Origin of the sequence: Extensimonas perlucida (genome assembly GCF_007655255.1) — a bacterium.
Taxonomy (GTDB): domain Bacteria; phylum Pseudomonadota; class Gammaproteobacteria; order Burkholderiales; family Burkholderiaceae_C; genus Extensimonas; species Extensimonas perlucida.
The window spans coordinates 385,460-402,458 of record NZ_VMYE01000001.1 but is presented as its reverse complement, the minus strand read 5'-3'; the positions used below and the strand labels follow the sequence as shown (position 1 = coordinate 402,458).

15 protein-coding genes and 1 tRNA gene are annotated in these 16,999 nt (G+C 65.0%); 6 read left to right on the top strand and 10 right to left on the bottom strand.

Features of this window, described 5'->3' with window-relative positions; all coding sequences use genetic code 11:
• Nucleotides 1–7 precede the first annotated feature (7 nt).
• Nucleotides 8–83: transfer RNA gene (locus tag FK527_RS02150), tRNA-Thr, on the top strand.
• A 20-nt stretch (nt 84–103) separates the two neighbouring features.
• On the opposite strand, the gene FK527_RS02145 is transcribed toward FK527_RS02150, so the two are convergent.
• From FK527_RS02145 to FK527_RS02105, 8 genes are all read right to left on the bottom strand, one after another.
• A complete protein-coding gene (locus FK527_RS02145) occupies nt 104–658 on the bottom strand; it encodes a hypothetical protein (RefSeq protein WP_144729188.1) in 555 nt (184 codons plus the stop codon).
• A gap of 7 nt (nt 659–665) precedes the next feature.
• The gene (locus FK527_RS02140) at nt 666–1,160 is read right to left on the bottom strand and encodes a hypothetical protein (RefSeq protein WP_144729186.1); all 495 of its coding nucleotides are present in this window, start codon (nt 1,158–1,160) and stop codon (nt 666–668) included.
• A 146-nt stretch (nt 1,161–1,306) separates the two neighbouring features.
• On the bottom strand, nt 1,307–3,751 hold the full coding sequence (locus FK527_RS02135) for a DUF3987 domain-containing protein (protein WP_144729184.1): 2,445 nt from the start codon (nt 3,749–3,751) through the stop codon (nt 1,307–1,309).
• Entirely contained in the window at nt 3,751–4,002 is a 252-nt protein-coding gene (locus tag FK527_RS02130; RefSeq protein WP_144729182.1) for a hypothetical protein, read from the bottom strand. The genes FK527_RS02135 and FK527_RS02130 overlap by 1 nt, the downstream gene beginning before the upstream one ends.
• Nucleotides 3,999–4,883 (bottom strand): hypothetical protein, encoded by an 885-nt coding sequence (locus tag FK527_RS02125; RefSeq protein WP_144729180.1) that lies wholly within the window; start codon nt 4,881–4,883, stop codon nt 3,999–4,001. Before FK527_RS02125 ends, FK527_RS02130 begins: the two co-directional genes overlap by 4 nt.
• Nucleotide 4,884: 1 nt before the next feature.
• Nucleotides 4,885–5,274, bottom strand: coding sequence for a hypothetical protein (locus tag FK527_RS02120; protein ID WP_246072626.1), 390 nt, complete (start codon nt 5,272–5,274; stop codon nt 4,885–4,887).
• A gap of 551 nt (nt 5,275–5,825) precedes the next feature.
• The gene (locus FK527_RS02110; protein ID WP_144729176.1) at nt 5,826–7,151 is read right to left on the bottom strand and encodes a tyrosine-type recombinase/integrase; all 1,326 of its coding nucleotides are present in this window, start codon (nt 7,149–7,151) and stop codon (nt 5,826–5,828) included.
• A 317-nt stretch (nt 7,152–7,468) separates the two neighbouring features.
• On the bottom strand, nt 7,469–9,592 hold the full coding sequence (locus FK527_RS02105; protein ID WP_144729174.1) for an acetate--CoA ligase family protein: 2,124 nt from the start codon (nt 9,590–9,592) through the stop codon (nt 7,469–7,471).
• 169 nt (nt 9,593–9,761) lie between these two features.
• On the opposite strand from FK527_RS02105, the gene FK527_RS02100 reads away from it, so the two are divergent.
• Nucleotides 9,762–10,520 carry an SDR family NAD(P)-dependent oxidoreductase gene (locus tag FK527_RS02100; RefSeq protein ID WP_144729172.1) on the top strand — a complete coding sequence of 253 codons (759 nt, stop codon included), beginning with the start codon at nt 9,762–9,764 and terminating at the stop codon, nt 10,518–10,520.
• Between the two features lie 157 nt (nt 10,521–10,677).
• Here the strand turns inward: FK527_RS02100 and thiD are convergent, their stop codons facing one another.
• Nucleotides 10,678–11,538: a bifunctional hydroxymethylpyrimidine kinase/phosphomethylpyrimidine kinase gene (gene thiD / locus FK527_RS02095; protein ID WP_144729171.1), complete on the bottom strand. Its 861-nt coding sequence runs from the start codon at nt 11,536–11,538 to the stop codon at nt 10,678–10,680.
• A 170-nt stretch (nt 11,539–11,708) separates the two neighbouring features.
• Between thiD and FK527_RS02090 the strand changes: the two genes are divergently transcribed.
• From FK527_RS02090 to thiE, 4 genes are read left to right on the top strand one after another with little or no spacing between them, the layout of a single operon-like run.
• The gene (locus tag FK527_RS02090; RefSeq protein ID WP_144729169.1) at nt 11,709–12,833 is read left to right on the top strand and encodes an FAD-dependent oxidoreductase; all 1,125 of its coding nucleotides are present in this window, start codon (nt 11,709–11,711) and stop codon (nt 12,831–12,833) included.
• A complete protein-coding gene (gene thiS / locus FK527_RS02085; protein WP_144729167.1) occupies nt 12,830–13,027 on the top strand; it encodes a sulfur carrier protein ThiS in 198 nt (65 codons plus the stop codon). Before FK527_RS02090 ends, thiS begins: the two co-directional genes overlap by 4 nt.
• Before the next feature lie 13 nt (nt 13,028–13,040).
• Entirely contained in the window at nt 13,041–13,862 is an 822-nt protein-coding gene (locus tag FK527_RS02080; RefSeq protein ID WP_144729165.1) for a thiazole synthase, read from the top strand.
• 5 nt (nt 13,863–13,867) lie between these two features.
• Nucleotides 13,868–14,779, top strand: a complete 912-nt coding sequence (thiE, locus tag FK527_RS02075) for a thiamine phosphate synthase (RefSeq protein WP_144729434.1) — start codon at nt 13,868–13,870, stop codon at nt 14,777–14,779.
• Between the two features lie 66 nt (nt 14,780–14,845).
• Here thiE and FK527_RS02070 read toward each other — a convergent pair whose 3' ends face one another.
• Entirely contained in the window at nt 14,846–16,993 is a 2,148-nt protein-coding gene (locus FK527_RS02070) for a type IV pilus assembly protein FimV (protein ID WP_246072624.1), read from the bottom strand.
• Between the last annotated feature and the right edge of the window lie 6 nt (nt 16,994–16,999).

Below are 16,999 nucleotides of genomic sequence, written 5' to 3'. Positions count from 1 at the left end.
GGGCTTCGCCGGAGTAGCTCAGTCGGTAGAGCAGCTCATTCGTAATGAGAAGGTCGGGGGTTCGATTCCTCTCTCCGGCACCAATACAGAAAAGGAAACCATGCTATCTAAACGGTAGCATGGTTTTTTCTTTTCTGTTGCTTGTAGGCAATCTGTAGGCAACTTGCTCAAATACGGCATCAGCCGGGGCGGCAAACCAACCCTTGCAATCGGCTTTGCGCAGGTGCTTGCATCGCGCTTGTGGTGCTGCTTTCGTCTGTAACCTCGCTCGTAACCTTGGCTGCTGTCGCTTGGCCAGCGCATCCAGGTGCCAGCGCAGGACGGCACCACGCTGCCCCGGCAAGGTCTTGATGGCCTGCCAGTAGCTGCGCAGTTCCTCGGCTGTCAGTGGGCGCTTGTCCGCGCGGTTGGCGCTTTCGTCGGGCTCAGTGTCTGCGCCTGGGTTGTGGGTGACGTTGTAGCCCTTGAACCGCACTGGGATGCTGGCTTTGGATCGTGCGGCCTTGGCGGTCTGGTATGCCGCCCTGACGTAGCTGCGCAGCTTGTTCGATGTGCGCGCTTTGCCCAGCTCGATAACGCGCCGCATCATGTCCGCCACTTGCTCGCCAGTCACCTGATTGGCAGGCAGCGCCGCTACCTTGGGCCACGGCTCGATCACATGCAGCTCAGTGGGTGTGGTGCGCCAGATAGGCGTGATCGAGTTCTCGCCAGCTCGGGCCGGGTGTCGCCGGGGCCGGATCAGGCGGTGGGGCTGGATCAGGTGCTGGATCAGGGGCTGGTGGTGCGGCATCAACGATCACGCCCATGGGCGGGCGTGCCGCGTCATGCCCTTGGCAGTGTTGCAAGGTCTGCACCATGTCCTGCGCCAAGTCGGGGTGCAGGCCAGCCGCCCGCGCATTGCCGCAGCGGTACGGGCCATCGCCACGCAGGTGTCGGCACTCCAGGCACAGCCGCCTGTCATCCTCCCCACGATCCCGGATCACCAGCTTATCGGCCAGGCGCTCGGCCGCCTGGGGTGATGTGCCGCGCTGCCGGAACAAGTCTTGCCGCGCCATCAGGGTGTCCAGTTCCTGCCCGTTCATGGCGCTGCTGTGCGGCCATGCCCAGCGGTTGGGGTCGGTGGTGGGCGCATTCGCCGCCGGGGTGTCCAGGTTCGCCACAGCCCCGTCGATTTTTTGAATATGCCCTGGGGGGTACGCTACGAAACCTACAAAAACCCCTTTCGGGGCCTCGCTGGGGGTTTTCGTAGCTTTTGTAGCGTGGGGGCCGGGGCCTTTTTGACTTTTCAACCGCGCAAGCCAGGTGCTCATGATTGCCCCCCTGCCAGCAGCGCCGGATGGATCAGGTAGCGCTCGCTGGGTCTGCCTCTGCCCATGGTGTCGCCGGATTGAACGGTCTCGCGTGCCAGCCAGCCGTAATCAGCCAGCAGTTCCGCCGCCTTGCGCACAGCGTCCGGTGTGCCAAGCCCTGCCCAGTGCTTCACGGCCACCAGCCGGGGTGTGAACGACTCCCACAGCACCCCGTCGCCGTCGCACAGCTTGCCGCCCTTGATCTTCGCCAGGAGCGCATGTGCCCCGGTGGTCTCGGGCACCAGCGCTGCCGCATACAGCCGTTCGGCATGGGGGTACAGGTAGTCCGCCCATGCCAGTGCCCGGATCAGTTCGCGCTCGTGGATCACGCCGTTGGTATCCGGGGTGTCCACCAGCGCAAAGATCAGCGCCAGCGCCGGGATCAGCTTGCGCCACTTTGCCAGGTGCGACACCAGGGCCGGGTGCAGGTCATCCCCACGAATGCCGGTCTCAAAGGGCACCAGCCATTCATAGAAGATGGCTTGGGCCTCGGGACTGAATCGCCATTCCTGGGGATCATCTTCGCTGGCGGGTTGCAGTTGGTTCAGGCGCTCAAAGACTGCCCATGCCGCTTGTTTGGCTGGGGTGTCGGGCCACCTGTCCACCAGTTTGAATTCCCGCTCCACGTCAGGCCATACGACCAGGCCAAAGCGTTGCAATAGGCCGTCATCACCAGCCCCACCGTTCACTGCCTCGCGCACGTAGCTTTGCACCTTGCCCGGTTGAATGCCGCCCAGCATCGCCAGGCAGACACGGGGCACGTAGCTATGTCCACGCCCGATGCGGGCCACCGCATGGCCTTGGTTGCCGTCGTAGCCGGTCAGGTAAAAGCCCCGCGCACCTTCCTGCCCCTGCCGATCCATGCTGCACAGCAGGCCGTGGACTTCATCGCGGTACACCAGCGTGCCCCACGGGTTTTCCACCAACAGGTCGGCCAGGGCTTCCACGGTGCTGTCGTTGACCACGTAGCGCCGCATGGTGGGCTCGGTGGGCTGGTCGGTGGGGGCCAGCAGGGCACGGGCTTTGGCGGGGTCTTTGGCGGCCAGGCCTGCCGCTTGCTTCTCGTTCGCCTTGCCTGCCAGCTCGGCCACCTTGGTGTCGAGTTCCCATGCATCATGCGCTGCCTGCCATTGCTCGCGCTCGCTTGACTCCAGCCGGTGCAGGGGCTTCAAGACCTCCCCCAGCGCGGGTGACTTCATCACGCCAGGCCGTCCGACGATCAGCCCCCACAGATTGGGAGGCACGCGCCAATCATCGTGCTGCTTCGGTGCCACCACGGCACGCGCGCCGATCAGGCTCGATAGCGCCGTGACAACGCCCACAGCAGTGAAGTCGGGCGGGCACTGCATGCGCTCGGCAATGTCCATGACCCAGCCGCGCAGGGCTTCGGGCAACAGCTCGGGATCAAACGGGGCCACGGGTGGCAGAGCATCGGGCAGGGGCGTGGGATCAGGCCATGCTCCATCTTCCATGGCCGGAAACGCGGGGCTAATTGCCACTGGTGCCGCAGCATCAATGCACCGGCGTACAGCGCCAAATTGTTCGCGCAAGTGCAGGTCGTTGAAGTCGGTTTCCCCGTCGCCGCGCTCGCCGGTAAACCGGGGCACAGCCAGCAGCCCGCCTACAGCCTTTGCCGCCTCGGTGGCCTTGGTGATACCCGGATTGCCGTCGGTCAAAGCATCATCGTCAGCAGCCACGATCAGGCGCAGCTTGGGGTACTTGCTATGCAGGGCCTGGGCCACTTCCAGCAGGTTCCCCGCGTTCATCGCGCAGGCTACGGCATGGCCGGTGTCCTCATGGATGGATGCGCCCGTGGCAAAGCCTTCGCACACGATCAGCACGCCCTTGGGCTTGCCGATGCCAAAGTAACAGCCCTTGATGCGCCCGCCCGGTTGAAAGCGCTTGTCCCCCTCGGGGCCGATGGCTTGCAGGCTGTGCAAGGTGGTTGATGCATCGCGCAGTGGGATCAGCAGCGCCTCGCCCTCGGTCTTGATTCCGTGGGGCCGGATACCCTTGCGCACTAGATAAGGATGGTCTGCCGGGGCTGGTAGTGCAGCCTCCCAGCGTTTTGCCGCTGCCACTGCTGCATCGTGCTGGCGCTGGGCTTTGTCGGCATCGCGCTGCTGGGCAATGGCTTGCATGCGCTGCTGGTGGGCACTGCGCTGGGCTGGTGTGAGCCTGTTCACATCCTTACTGCACCAGGTGCTGGATACACCAGCGCGCCAGCAGCCGAATGCACCCGCAGCCATGTCGCCGTCATCGTGTAAGACATACCAGCCGCTGGTGTCGCTGCGCTTGCCGTTGGTGCTGTAGCGGTGCAATGCGCCGTCGGCATGGATCACATCAGGCGCGGCCAGGCCTGCCGCTGCGATGGCCGATTGGAATTGGTCGATCACTGTCATCACAGCCGCCCTCCAATCTGCGCCAGAAACAGTGCCGCGTCGTGCAAGCTGGGCAGGTAGCGCGCCAGCCCCCAGCGTTCAGCCCAGTAAGCGGTCGTGCCGTCCGGTGCTGCAACGCGGTGCAGGCTGTGCCCCTGCCGTGCGAAAGCGCTGCGCAGGGTGTTGAATTGCCCTTGCGAGTCGGTAAACTGCGCGGTGTTCGGGGCGCTCGTCGTGATTTCGGTTGCGGCGGGCGTTTTCTTTTGGATCACAGCGCGCCCTCCCAGCTCTTTGCCTGGGCTGCATGGGCCTGCGGCATTCCGCGCAAGGCCACCAGCCCATGCAGCAGGGCGTGACCCAGTGCAGCCCCAGCGCGTTCAATCCTGGGTTGGGCCATGGCACGGATGCCAACACGCTGCCAAAGCTCGCCCAAGGTTTCGATGACCTTGGGTTGGTCGGCGGCGAGGGTGGTTTGCGTGGTCATCGTGACGTCCCTGCTGGTGCTGTCGTGCTGCTGCTTCGCTGCTACAGATGGCTTATCTAAATAGGTGACTCGTGGCGGGGCAAGCTCAGGCTCAAAAACAGGGGGTTTTGTCCCGTGGCGGGACGAAGTGGGTGTTTTTGCTGCCTTTTTGACAGGGGTTCGTCCCGTGGCGGGACGTATTTCGGGTACTTTGTCCCGTGGCGAGGTATCCAAAACTGTTTTTCTGGCCCGTCGCCAGGTCGCAGGATTGGCCTCGGTCGGCGCTTCACTGCCGTGGGCTTTCCAGTCTTGTGTCGTGTAACTGCCGGGCCCGACGTCCAGCTTGTCCACGTCACAGTTCACCGGGTACAGCGCCAGTGCATAAAGATTGCAATCGAGCCTTGAGCCCTGCCGGGTCTTGGCCAGCAGCCCATGCTCCAGCAGCTCGGCCACCGCCATGCGCAGCGTTTCGCGGCCCGACCAGCCCCGAGCCTTCATCACCTTGGGCGACAGGCTCAGGTCGCCATTGCGCGTGGCGTTCGGCCCCAGCAGGGCCAGCAGGTCAAGCAACAGCTTTGCAGCGTGCGGTGACAGTTCTGCACAGGCGCGGCTGCGCAGGAACTCCAACTCGACCGGCAACCATGCGCCATGGACTGCGATGCCGTGCTTTTTGGTGCGGTCGCGGCCCATGTCAGCGCACTCCCTTTTCGCCTGCCTTGCGGGCGCGGTGCGCCAGGTCGCCTTTGAGCAATGCCAGCAGGTCGTGACGCTGGCGGTTGCTCATGGTCGGCAGCTCGGCCAGGAACTCGCGTTGCTCATCGTGCGGTAGCGCCTTTGCCAGCGTCTCGCAGTGCTTCATTGCCAGCAGGCCATCGTGCGCAGCCTTGACCAGCTCAGGGCAACCATAGCGATGCACGGCAGCAGCATGAAAACACATCCGGCGCGAAATGCCATGCTCATCCGCAAGTTGCTGGGCGGTCTTGTTGAAGTGCACTGGTGCACTCTGCAGGGCGTGACCCAGTGCAGCCCCAGCGCGTTCAGATTCAAGGGCGTCTTGGTGGTTGTAGGCGGCGGCGCTCATCACTTCACCCCCAGCACGGCACGGATGCCAGCAACAGGCCAGGCCAAGCGGCCATTGATGCGCACCGGGCGCAGGCCATCGGGGAAAGTTTCAGCGCAGGCCCAGCCGCGCAGTGTCTGCGGGCGGCGGCATAGGTAATGCGCAGCCTGCTCTGTGGGAACGGTGGGGCGGTTTACCAGTTCCAGCGGTGGGAATGGCTGTGGATCAGTGGCAGCGCGGCGAGTGTCTGCGCTGTGTTGGGTTGCTTGCATTGGCTACCGTCTTTCTGCCCGTTGGGGGCGTTGATTGCTGACGGTTTTCGATTGTTCGCATATTTCGATTTATGCAGAACCCTATACTGGGCGCGCCAATAAACGCCGACAGAACTCAATAGAAATTTCCGAATAAACCCTTTTAAAATCAACGGGTTATAAATCAACGGCGGCAGTAACCAATCTATTCACTCAGGTTCTTGACAAGTGAATGTGCCTCACAAGCAAGTGCCTCCATTAGGCCAGCGGGGGCCGGCTTTTCGGCAGGCTTGCGGCCCTACCTAGCTGGGGCGAAACAGGTCAGGCGTGTTCCAGGTGCACCACGCGCAGCTTGCCCGGTTCGGCCTGGGCGTCAAACTGCACTGCGGCAAGGATCAGAATGTGCCCCTCTATCTGCTCCAGAAACGGGCGCAGGGCGTCGATACTGCGCGGTCTGTAGCCCTCGGCGGTTGCGCTGGGCTTGTGTCCCATCACTTGCGCAATGGCCCCAGCAGGTGCCCCGGCTGCCTCCCCCAGCAGCGAAAACGAACGGCGCAGCCCGTGGAATGTCAGGTGTTCAATGCCAGCGTGTCGCAGGGCTTGGGCATGGCTTGCGCGGGCGTCAGTGATTCGCCCTGCCTTGCCAGTGCTGGCAAACACGAACGGCCCCACCCTTGGCAGCGTTGCCAGTAGCTGCGCCATGTATGGCGTCAGGGGGATGGTGCGGGTACTGTCCACTTTGTCGGCAATGGTCAGCTTGCGCCACTGAAAATCCACGTTCGCCCATGTCAAGGCGGCCAGTTCCTCACGGCGAGCACCTGTCAGCAGCAAGGCACGCAGGTAAACACTTGCGGTGCGGTTGTTCAGTTTCTCCACACCAGCCCACCAGCCCGGAACCTGGGCGGCTTCCAGTGCGTCGGTGCGGCGGGTGTTGCTGGGCAGGCTCTCCACGATGGCGGCGGCCTTGCCTGCTTCGCGGTCGGTCAGGCTTCGATACTCAGGACGGGCAGCACACCAGCGCAGAAATCCCCGGAACATCATCAGGGCGCGGGCGGCTTGGTGCTTACCTGCCACGGCCTCGCGGTCGTACCAGCTTTTCAGCGTGTCTTCATTGATGGCAGCCAGGGGCAACGCCAGCAACGGATACAACGGCCCCGGCCTTGTCACGCCCTGCCCTCGCTTCTTTGGCTCACCACCTGGGGCGGCCATTGCTTCAAGGTCGGCACGGTAGCGGGGTTTCCAGGCGTCTTTGCGTTTTGGCTTGCCGTTCGCAAGGTACAGCGGCCACACCTCGCCCACGCGCAGGGCCTTGGCTGTTGCTGCGGCCTTTGCTGCGGCTTTCTCTGCCTGCTGCTGGCGATCAATCTCTCGGGGATCTTGCCCACTGTCCACCAGCACCTTTAGACGCTGCGCCTCGCCCCTTGCCTTTTCAATCGGCCAATCAGCGGCGGTACCAATGTTCACGCGCAAGGTTGCCCCATTCAAGCGCGATTCAAACACGTAGGTTTTGCGGCCTGTAGGCGTCACCCGCAGCGCCAGGGCGGGGGCTTCGGTGTCCCATAGGAAAGCCTGGGACTTGCTGGGCGGGCATGTGAAGTCAGCCACACGGCCTGCGGTCAAACGAACCCGGCTTTTTTGTCCAATCATGGCACCCCTGAAAATCTGTAGGCAATCTGTAGGCAATCTGTAGGCAATTTCCGTAGAAAATGCCGAATTTCAATCAACACACAAGCTGTTCACACATCCAGCAAAAACAATCTAAGTTGTTGATTTACATTGATTCTATCAGCATCAATCAACGCAAGCGAATAACACCATCCCATCATTCGTAATGAGAAGGTCGGGGGTTCGATTCCTCTCTCCGGCACCAGCTAAAACGATAGCAAAAAGCCGCATGTTCCTTTGACATGCGGCTTTTTTGTTGCCCGCCTGGCGCGGCTGCCCGTTGCATGCGCCCTGCGGCACTACGCAGAGCGACGGGGCACGATCAAAGCGTCCAGCGCGAGCACGCCCTGCCCGCGCGGCAGCACGAGCAAGGGGTTGATGTCCATGCTTTCGATCGCGTCGGCGTGCTGCGCGGCATAGACGGACAGCGCCGCGATGGCCGAGGCCAGCGCCTCCACGTCCGCCGGGGGCTGGCCGCGCACGCCGGCCAGCAGCACCTTGCCGCGCACTTCCTCGATCATCGCGCGCGCCTCGGCCACGCCGAAAGGCGCGACGCGGAAGGCCACGTCCTGGAACGCCTCGACGAATACGCCGCCCATGCCGAACATCAGCACCGCGCCAAACACCGGGTCATGCGCCACGCCGAGAATCGTCTCCACACCTTTCGGTGCCATTTGCGCGACCACCACGCCGTCTATGCGGGCCTCGGGCGCGCGTGTGCGCGCACGCTCGTGCAGCGTGCGAAATGCTTCACGCACTTGCGTTGCATCCCGCACACCGACGATCACGCCGCCGATCTCGCTCTTGTGTGCAATGTCGGGCGAGGCGATTTTCAGCACCACGGGGTAGCCGATGTCCGCCGCCACGCGCACTGCCTCGTCTTCGCTCATGGCCACGCGCTCCTGCACCACGGGGATGCCCGCACTCGCGAGCACCGCCTTGGCTTCGACCTCGTTCAGTACCTGCGCGGGCGGCGGCAGCGCCCCCGCGGGCAAAGGCGGCGGCGTGTCGGCTGCACTGCGTTTTTGCCACTGCTGCCCATAGTGCACGAGCGCTGCAGCGGCCCGCACAGCGCGCGTGGGCTCGTCGAACAGCATCGCACCCGCTTGCTCGAACATCTGCCGCACCTCGGGCGAGGCGAGCATGGAGAGGATGAGCGTGCGGTCTGGAAAGCGCTGCAACACGGTCTTGAGCTGTTCCAAAATCGCGCGCCCCAGCTCCGCCACCTGCCCCACGCTCGAGAGAAAGGCCACGATCACGTCATAACGCCCCTCTTGCAGCATGACCTCGAAATTGCGCTCGAACAGCGTCAGGTCGTTGACCAGCTGCGCCGTCATATCGACGGGGTTGCGCGGCCCGCAAAACGGCAGTAGCTCCTTGAGGCGGCGCTGCGCATCCTCGGGCATGGGCGGCACATCCAGGCCCACGTCGGCGGCCACGTCGGCCATCAAGGCCCCGACCCCGCCCGAGACCGTGAGCACACCAAGCCGCCGGCCGCGCGGCAGCGGCGCAGCCGACGCGGCCGCGTAGGCGGTGTCGAAAAACTCATCGATGCTGCGCGCACGCAGCACGCCGAACTGGCGAAACACCCCTTCATACACCTGGTCGGAGCCCGCGAGCGACGCGGTATGCGAGGCCGTGGCATGCGCGCCGGCCTCCGAGCGCCCTACTTTCATGACGACTACGCGCTTGCCGCGCTCGCGCGCCAGCGCCAGGGCATGAAACAGCCGCTCCTTGTCCGTCGCCGCCTCGAGGTAGCCGGCGATCACCTGCGTTTCCTCGTCGAGCGCAAAGTGTTCAATGCAGTCGGCAAAATCCACGTCGCACTGGTTGCCGGTGGTGATCCAGAGGTTCAGCCCCAGCCCGCGCTGGCGGATCAGCGACAGGCAATAGCCACCAAAGGCACCGCTCTGGCTGACCACGCTGATGCGCCCCGGCACGAGGCCAAAGCCTGCAGCGCTCGGCGTAAACGTGCCAAGCAGGCGCCGCCGCACATTGATCAGGCCCATGCAGTTGGGCCCCACCACGCGCATGCCGGTGCGCCGCGCGAGCGCGCTCATCTCCTCCTGCCAGGCTGCGCCCGGCCCGCCGACCTCGGCAAAGCCCGCACTCAACACGACGGCCCCGCGCACGCCATGCGCGGCGCAGTCTTCGAGCGCTGCGAGCACCGCCGGCGCAGGCACGGCGACTATGGCCAGGTCCACCGCGTCGGGCACCGCGGCCACCGTGGGATAGGCGGGCAGGCCCTGAATCTGCGAAGCCTTGGGGTTGATCGGATACAGTGGGCCGTCGAAGCCGCTTTTTTTGAGAAAGTCGAGCGGACGCCCACCGATCTTGCTCGGGTCGGACGAGGCGCCATAAATGGCAATCGCGCGCGGATCGAACAAGGGGCCGAGGGATGGTCTGGCGGCTGGGGCTGGCATCGTGTGGTCTCCTTGGCTTTGTTGGTATGCCATGTTTTATACACCGCGCATCCATTTTTCGCCCAAACCCGAAAGAAAGGAGACCGCAGCCGTCCAGTGCCCACGAATGAATTCAGCCGATGCAGCGCATATTTCATCAAAACCCATCACATTTACAAGGAGCAAATAGATGTTCAGCGGAAAAGCACTCGAAAACAAGGTTGCCATGGTAACGGGCGCGGCCCAGGGAATAGGCGCTGGAATCGCCCGCGCTTATGCCGCGCAAGGCGCCAAAGTGGCCGTCGTGGACTGGAATGGCGAAAAGGCGCAGGAAGTCGCAGAGGAAATCCGCAGCCGCGGTCAAAATGCGATCGGCGTGGCCTGCGACGTATCAGACCGCGCCTCGGTCGATACGGCCGTGGCTGAAATCACGACTAAATTCGGCCCCGTGGATATTCTCGTCAACAATGCCGGCATTACACGCACCGCGATGCTGCACAAAATGAGCCGCCACCAATGGGATCAGGTCCTCAACGTGCACCTCGGCGGCAGCTTCAATTGCCTGCAGGCCGTGGTCGGCGGCATGATGGAGCGCCAGCGCGGCTGGATCATCAATACCGTGTCTTCTGCGGGCATTCTGGGCACCATAGGCCAGATCAATTACGGCTCGGCCAAAGCAGGGCTCATAGGATTCACCAAGTCCGCAGCGCGCGAATTGGCGCGCTACAACATCGTCGTCAATGCCGTCGCACCCGGCGCCGCGACGCCCATGACGGAAACCATCCGCACGGACGAGCGCTTCAAAGACCGTTACCTCGAACGCATTCCGCTCGGCCGCTGGGCCGAACCCGAGGAAATTGCGCCAGTGTTTGTTTTTCTCGCGTCACCCGGCGCAAGTTACGTCACGGGGCAAATCGTCGGCGCGGATGGCGGTATGTCCATCCACTGAAATCCAAATTCTGAATTCATGAAATTCTCATGCTGGCGCGCACCGATCCGAAGGCCACCGACAAGGTGCGCGTGCCGCGCAGCAATCTGGTCGGCGCCATGCATGCGGGCTGACCTCGAACTGCCGGATTGAGCGCTGCACTCCACGCCGCTTGCACTCATCCTTCCCACGGAACGACCCTCTGCACCATCGGCGCGTAGCCATGGTTCAGCGGCCCGTGGCCGTGGCCGGTGCGCACTTCAGCCCCGGCAGCAATCGCGCCGAACACGTAGGCGCGTGCCTGCTCCACCGCTTGCGGCAGTGCAAGGCCGCAGGCCAAGTAGGCGGCCAGCGCGGACGAGAGCGTGCAGCCGGTGCCGTGCACGTTCTGGCTTGCGATGCGCGGCGACTGATAAGACTGGCGCAAGCCCTCCGCCGTGGCGAGCCAATCGGTCACGCGCTCGCCCGCCAAGTGCCCTCCTTTGAGCAACACGGCAGGCGCACCCAAGGCCAGCAGATCTGCCGCGGCACCTTCGAGCGCGCTCGCGCTGGCAAGAGAGCGCCCGAGCAGCCACGCAGCCTCGTCGAGGTTCGGGGTGATCACTTCGGCCAGCGGAAAGAGCTCCGCCACGAGCACGGCCACGGTCTCCTCGGCCATCAGGCGGTCGCCGCTCGTGGCCACCATGACGGGGTCGAGCACCACGTGCGGCATGCGATGCCGGCGCAGCGCGTCAGCCACCACGTGCACGATCTCGGGCGCATGCAGCATGCCGATCTTCACGGCATCGACGCCTATGTCTTCCGCCACGGCGTCGATCTGCGCGCGCAGCATCTCGGGCGGCACGCCGTGGATCGCGCGCACGCCTTGCGTGTTCTGGGCCGTGAGCGCGGTGATCGCCGTCATGCCGTAGCACCCCAGGGCGCTGAAGGTCTTGAGGTCGGCCTGGATGCCGGCCCCGCCACCGCTGTCGGAGCCGGCGATGGAGAGCACGCGCACGTAGCGACGGGAAGGGGTCTCTGAAGAAGGTAATGGCTGCATGGTGAAAATTATGGTGGCTGCGCCAGGTCAAGCGGCGCAGGGTTTGGCTGTGCTGTAATTCTTTTTCTCAGGCGATACAAGGGCGCCACACGCTCTCGGATTGCACGTGGAACGTCTTGCGTTTCGCAAGCTGCCGTCTTGCCCCGTTTCGTCCTCTGCGAAGCAAACCCATGCTCACCCCTTCTTCCTCCATCACCATTTTGGGCGCAGGCCTCATGGGCCGCCTGCTCGCGGTCGCATTGGCCCGCGCAGGCCATGCGGTCGAAGTGTTCGACCGCGGCGGCCCGCAGGCCGAACATGCGGCCGCCACCGTGGCCGCTGCCATGCTCGCGCCGCTAGCCGAATCGGCCGTGACCGAGCCCAACGTGGTGCGCATGGGCCAGTACGCACTCACACGCTGGCCCGCTTTGCTCGGCGCACTCGAGCAACCCGTGTTTTTTCAGCAAAACGGCACCCTCGTGGTCTGGCACCGGCAGGACGCGGCCGAGGCGCAGCGCCTGCGCCGCGTCTTCGAGCGCACGCACGCCGCGCTGCCGGGACTCCCGGCGCCCGAGGCGCTCGACGCGGCGGGGCTCGCGGCAGTAGAGCCGGCACTCGCCGATCGGTTCGCGCAGGGCCTTTACCTGCCCGGCGAAGGCCAGCTCGACAACCGCCAGCTGCTCGCGGCCCTTGCGCAGGAAATGCAGCGTCTGCAGGTATGCGTGCATTGGCATACGCCGCGTGAGGTCAGCGACTTTGCGCCCGGCACGGCAGGCCAGCCCGATTGGCTGATCGACTGCCGTGGCCTGGGCGCGCGCGCGCAATGGCCGGCGCTGCGTGGCGTGCGCGGCGAAGTGCTGCGCGTGCATGCGCCCGAAGTGACGCTGCAGCGGCCGACGCGGCTCGTGCATCCGCGCTATCCGATCTACATCGCACCCAAGCAGGAGCATTTGTTCGTGATCGGCGCCACGGAGATCGAGTCCGAAGACCTTTCGCCCGTGAGCGTGCGCTCGGCCCTGGAGTTGCTCAGCACCGCCTACACCGTGCACAGCGGCTTTGCCGAAGCGCGCATCCTCGAAATCGCCGCGCAGTGCCGCCCTACCCTGCCCGACAACCTGCCCGCGATCCGCTGCAGCGCCCCGCGGCTGCTCGAAGTCAACGGCCTGTACCGCCACGGCTACATGATCGCGCCGGCCGTGCTCGACGCCACCCTCGAATGGCTGCACACCGGGGCATCGCCGCTCGCCGAGCGCCTGGGCCTGCACATCGTGCACACTGCTACCCATGCCAGTGCAGCCCCCGAAGTGACACCATGAACGTCCTCATCAACCGCCTTCCCCACACCCTTCCCGAAGGAGCTACCGTGGCCGATGCCATTGCGGCGATTGCTGCGCGCGCCCCTTTTGCAGTAGCAGTCAACACCCGCTTCGTGCCCCAGTCGCGCTATGCCGAACAGCTCTTGCAGCCAGGCGATGAAGTCGAAATCATTGCGCCTGTGACGGGCGGCTGAAATGCAGCAAACCATGACCCCCTCCGAAGCGCCACCCGCCCACGCTGCCGCCGATGCCCTCGTGCTGTATGGCGAATCGTTCGCCAGCCGCCTGCTGCTGGGCACGGCGCGCTATCCTTCTCCTAGCGTACTCGAAACCGCGGTGCGACGCGCACGCCCGGCCATGCTCACGGCCTCCTTGCGGCGCCAGGGCAGCCAGGCAGCCGAGGCCGGGCGCGGCTTTTGGGAGCTGCTGCGCGCGCTGCAAGTGCCCGTGCTGCCCAACACCGCCGGCTGCCACAGCGTGCAAGAGGCCCTCACCACGGCGCAGATGGCGCGTGAGGTGTTCGACACGCCGTGGATCAAGCTCGAACTCATTGGCGACGACTACACCTTGCAGCCCGACACGCTGCACCTCGTCGATGCCGCGGCGCAGCTGATCCGCGACGGCTTCAAGGTCTTGCCCTATTGCACCGAAGACCTGGTGCTGTGCCAGCGTCTCGTCGATGTAGGCTGCGAGGCCGTGATGCCTTGGGCTGCGCCCATAGGCACCGGGCGCGGCCCCATGAATCCTTATGCGCTGCAATTGCTGCGCGAGCGCCTCTCGGTGCCCTTGCTCGTCGATGCCGGCCTGGGCCGCCCCTCGCACGCCTGCCAGGTCATGGAGTGGGGCTACGACGGCGTGCTGCTCAACACCGCCGTGGCACTGGCGCAAGACCCGGTCGCGATGGCCGGCGCGTTTGCCGACGCCGTGCAGGCCGGGCGCAGCGCCTACCTGGCGGGCACCATGGCCGAGCAGGATTCCGCGCAGCCGAGCACGCCGGTGCTCGGCACCCCTTTTTGGCACCAGGCATGAGCACAATGACCGCCGACATCGACCGCATGGCGCAAGACATCGTGCGCCACCACGCTGCCACTTTTGCGGGTTTTACCCCGCAGCCCGTGCCCCGCTGCGACACGCAGGAGCCCGTGTACCGCGCCGCCCTGCAGGCCTGCAGCACCCTGGGCTTCATCGCAGCCGATGCGCATTGCCTGGCCCGCGCCTGGCAGGCGCGCACGCAGCGCGCCGGGCAGTTCAGCGCCGCGGACTGGCCCGACGACCTGCGTGACTTCGGCCTGCGCCTGCGCAGCGGCCCCGAAGCCTTTGCCGCCTGCCCCATGCAATTGGGCCTGTACGCTGTGCTGCCCGACGCAGCCTGGGTCGAGCGCATGGCGCACGCAGGCGTGCCCACGGTGCAGCTGCGCTTCAAGTCCAGCGACCCGGCGGCGATCGCACGCGAAGTGGCCGCCGCCGTGCAGGCCGTGCGCGGCACGCCGGCGCGGCTCTTCATCAACGACCATTGGCGCGCCGCGCTCGCGGCTGGGGCCTACGGCGTGCACCTGGGGCAGGAAGACCTGGACGCGCTGCAACCCGAAGAGGTGCAAACGCTGCGCGCGAGCGGCCTGCGCCTGGGCGTGAGCACCCACGGCTACGCTGAAATGCTGCGCGCCGACGCCCTCGGGCCAAGCTACATTGCTCTAGGGGCCGTATTCCCGACCACGCTCAAGGCCATGGCCACCGCGCCGCAAGGGCTGGGGCGCCTTGCAGCCTATGCCCGACTGATGAAAAGCTACCCGCTCGTGGCCATAGGCGGCATCAGTGCCGAACAGTTCGCGCCCGTGCTCGCCACCGGCGTAGGATCGATCGCCGTGGTGCGCGCGCTGCTCAACGCCGCCGATCCGCAGGCGGAGGCAAAGAAATTGATGAAGCTGATGGCGGCGGCGCCGCGCTGAAAGGCGCTGCTGCAGACAGGGGCGCAGAAAAGCCACGCTGCCGAGCATCAAGACCCGCAGCGATCGTTACTTTGAGTTCGAACCGTCCTTGTCCCGGCCCCATTCAACCCGCGCCTCGAACTTGTCGCTGGCCACGCCAAACCCCACGGGCTGGTCAGGATGCGGGGGCGCCGTCACGGGAACCGGCGGCAGGTCGCTGCGCGTCACGGGCGGCAGATCGGACAGGTCCAGATCGAGTTTGGGTTCGGCACCACTGGGTGGCGCCGGCTGCGCAGCCATGGCGCCAAAATCGAAATCGATGTCCAACGGGACGTCGGCTTTTTGCACTGAAGCGGCCGCTGGCTTGACCATGGGTGCAGCGCTGGCGCCCTGAGATTGAGGAGCGTCTTGCACGGCCGGAGACTTCTGCGCCGGCGAGGCACTTATTTTTGCCTTTGGTTTTGCCGCTGCGCGCGCGCTCGGGGGCGTCGTCTGCACGATAGCGAGCAAAAGCAGCAAGTCATCGAAAGCCGCCAAGTCAAATGGCGCTGCGCCCGTCCCGCCGTCACGCTCGAACAAATACTGCTCGAGCAGTTCTTGCACCTCTGGCGTGGCCCACGCGGCCTCGATCGCCTCCAGCGCCTGCGGATAGTGCTCCAGATTCTTCCCAGGACGCCCGAACTCTTTGAATCCCGGCACCTGCGCGTTGAAGTAACGCTGAAACTGCACACGCAAGCGCTCGAAATCTTCTGCGCGGCCGAGCACATGGTAGAGCTGCAATAGCTCCAGGTACGCCAAAGGAGAGGTCTCCTCATGCTCGGCGATGTGTTTTTTCAGCACATCGATGGCCTGCTCGTGCTCGCCCACCGAAACGAAAAATTCGGCCTGCTGCTGCACATCGAAAAGCTCCTCCGGGTGGACGATATGCGCCGCCGCATGCCCGGACGAGAACTCCGCCGAAAAATCTATGGGAACCGTCAAAGGCCCTGCACGCGATTGCACATCCTGGCTTTGGGGCATGTCCAAAAGCTGGGTCGCCAGGGGGGCCGAATGATCTTTTTGTGCGGAAGGAGCGACTTCTTGTGCATCCTGGCTGCCACGCACCGAAAGCGGCATTGCCTCTTGCGCCGCAGCCTTTTCCGCGGCACCACTGCGGCCCCCCGCAGCGACCGCATCGTGCCAGGCCTTTACGGCGCGTTGGGCCTCTTGCCGCGCCCGCTGCCAGAACCAGCTCAGTGTCAGCACCGCCGCCGCCAGCAAGCCCAGCAGCGCATAGACCCATGCAGCTGCAAAACGCTCTTTTTCCATGGCGTCGAGCCGCCGCTGGAGCTGGGCCACACCGGTCTGCTGCTCCGCGGAGCGTGCGCGCAAGGTGGCGAGTTCGACCTCAAGGGCGCGCATGCGCTCGGTGTCGCTTTGCACGCCCGAACCGGAAGCGTTCAGCGCCTTCCAGCTCGCAGCTGCCTCTGCCCGCTGCGACGTGGACGCCTGCGACGGCGCGGACGCCAGTTCGCGCGAAGAGTGCAAGGCCGCAGGAGCTTCCGCCCCCAAACCATCGAGCGGCTCCATCACCAGACGCGAGCGCGCCGGCGCCGCAGCGACCGGCACCGCGGCGACAGGGCGTGCCGGCGCAGCAGCCTTGGGCACCTGCGGGGATGGGCGCTCCCGAACTCTGACGGGTCGCGCTGCCGGCCGGGCTGCAGGGCGTGTTCTGTGTCTGGCGCTGGGGTTGGAGCCGTCGGCCGGAGACGAACGGGCGTCGGCGCCGTCTGCCGCCGTGCCCGCCAGCAGACCAGCTTCACGCCCCTCACCCTGGGGCTGTGGCGGCGCAATCCGCGCAATATCCACGGGCGCCGCAGAGCTCGCTCCCACGGGCATATCCGCCAAAAAGATGTAAGTGCGCGAGACCTTGCCAGAACAACCGGCCGAGAGCTTGACTTGAACAACGGGCTCGTCCACGGCGATGGCGGCGCGCACCCGCACTGTCGCCGCACGTCCAGGCACCTCGGGCAAAGGCAAAACCCGCACCTTCTCGCTTGCTATGGACACATCCCCCACCAGCAAGTCGGCCGTGACGCACGAGGACGCCACGCTGGTGCCCGGATCCGGCTCTATCTCGAAAACCAGATCGACGGGCGCACCCAGCAGCACTACGCCCTTGGCTGGCCCCAGAGAAAGGGCCGCAGCGCTGCCTGCCAACAGCATTCCGCCCAATCCCACAATGGTGTAACGCATTTTCAC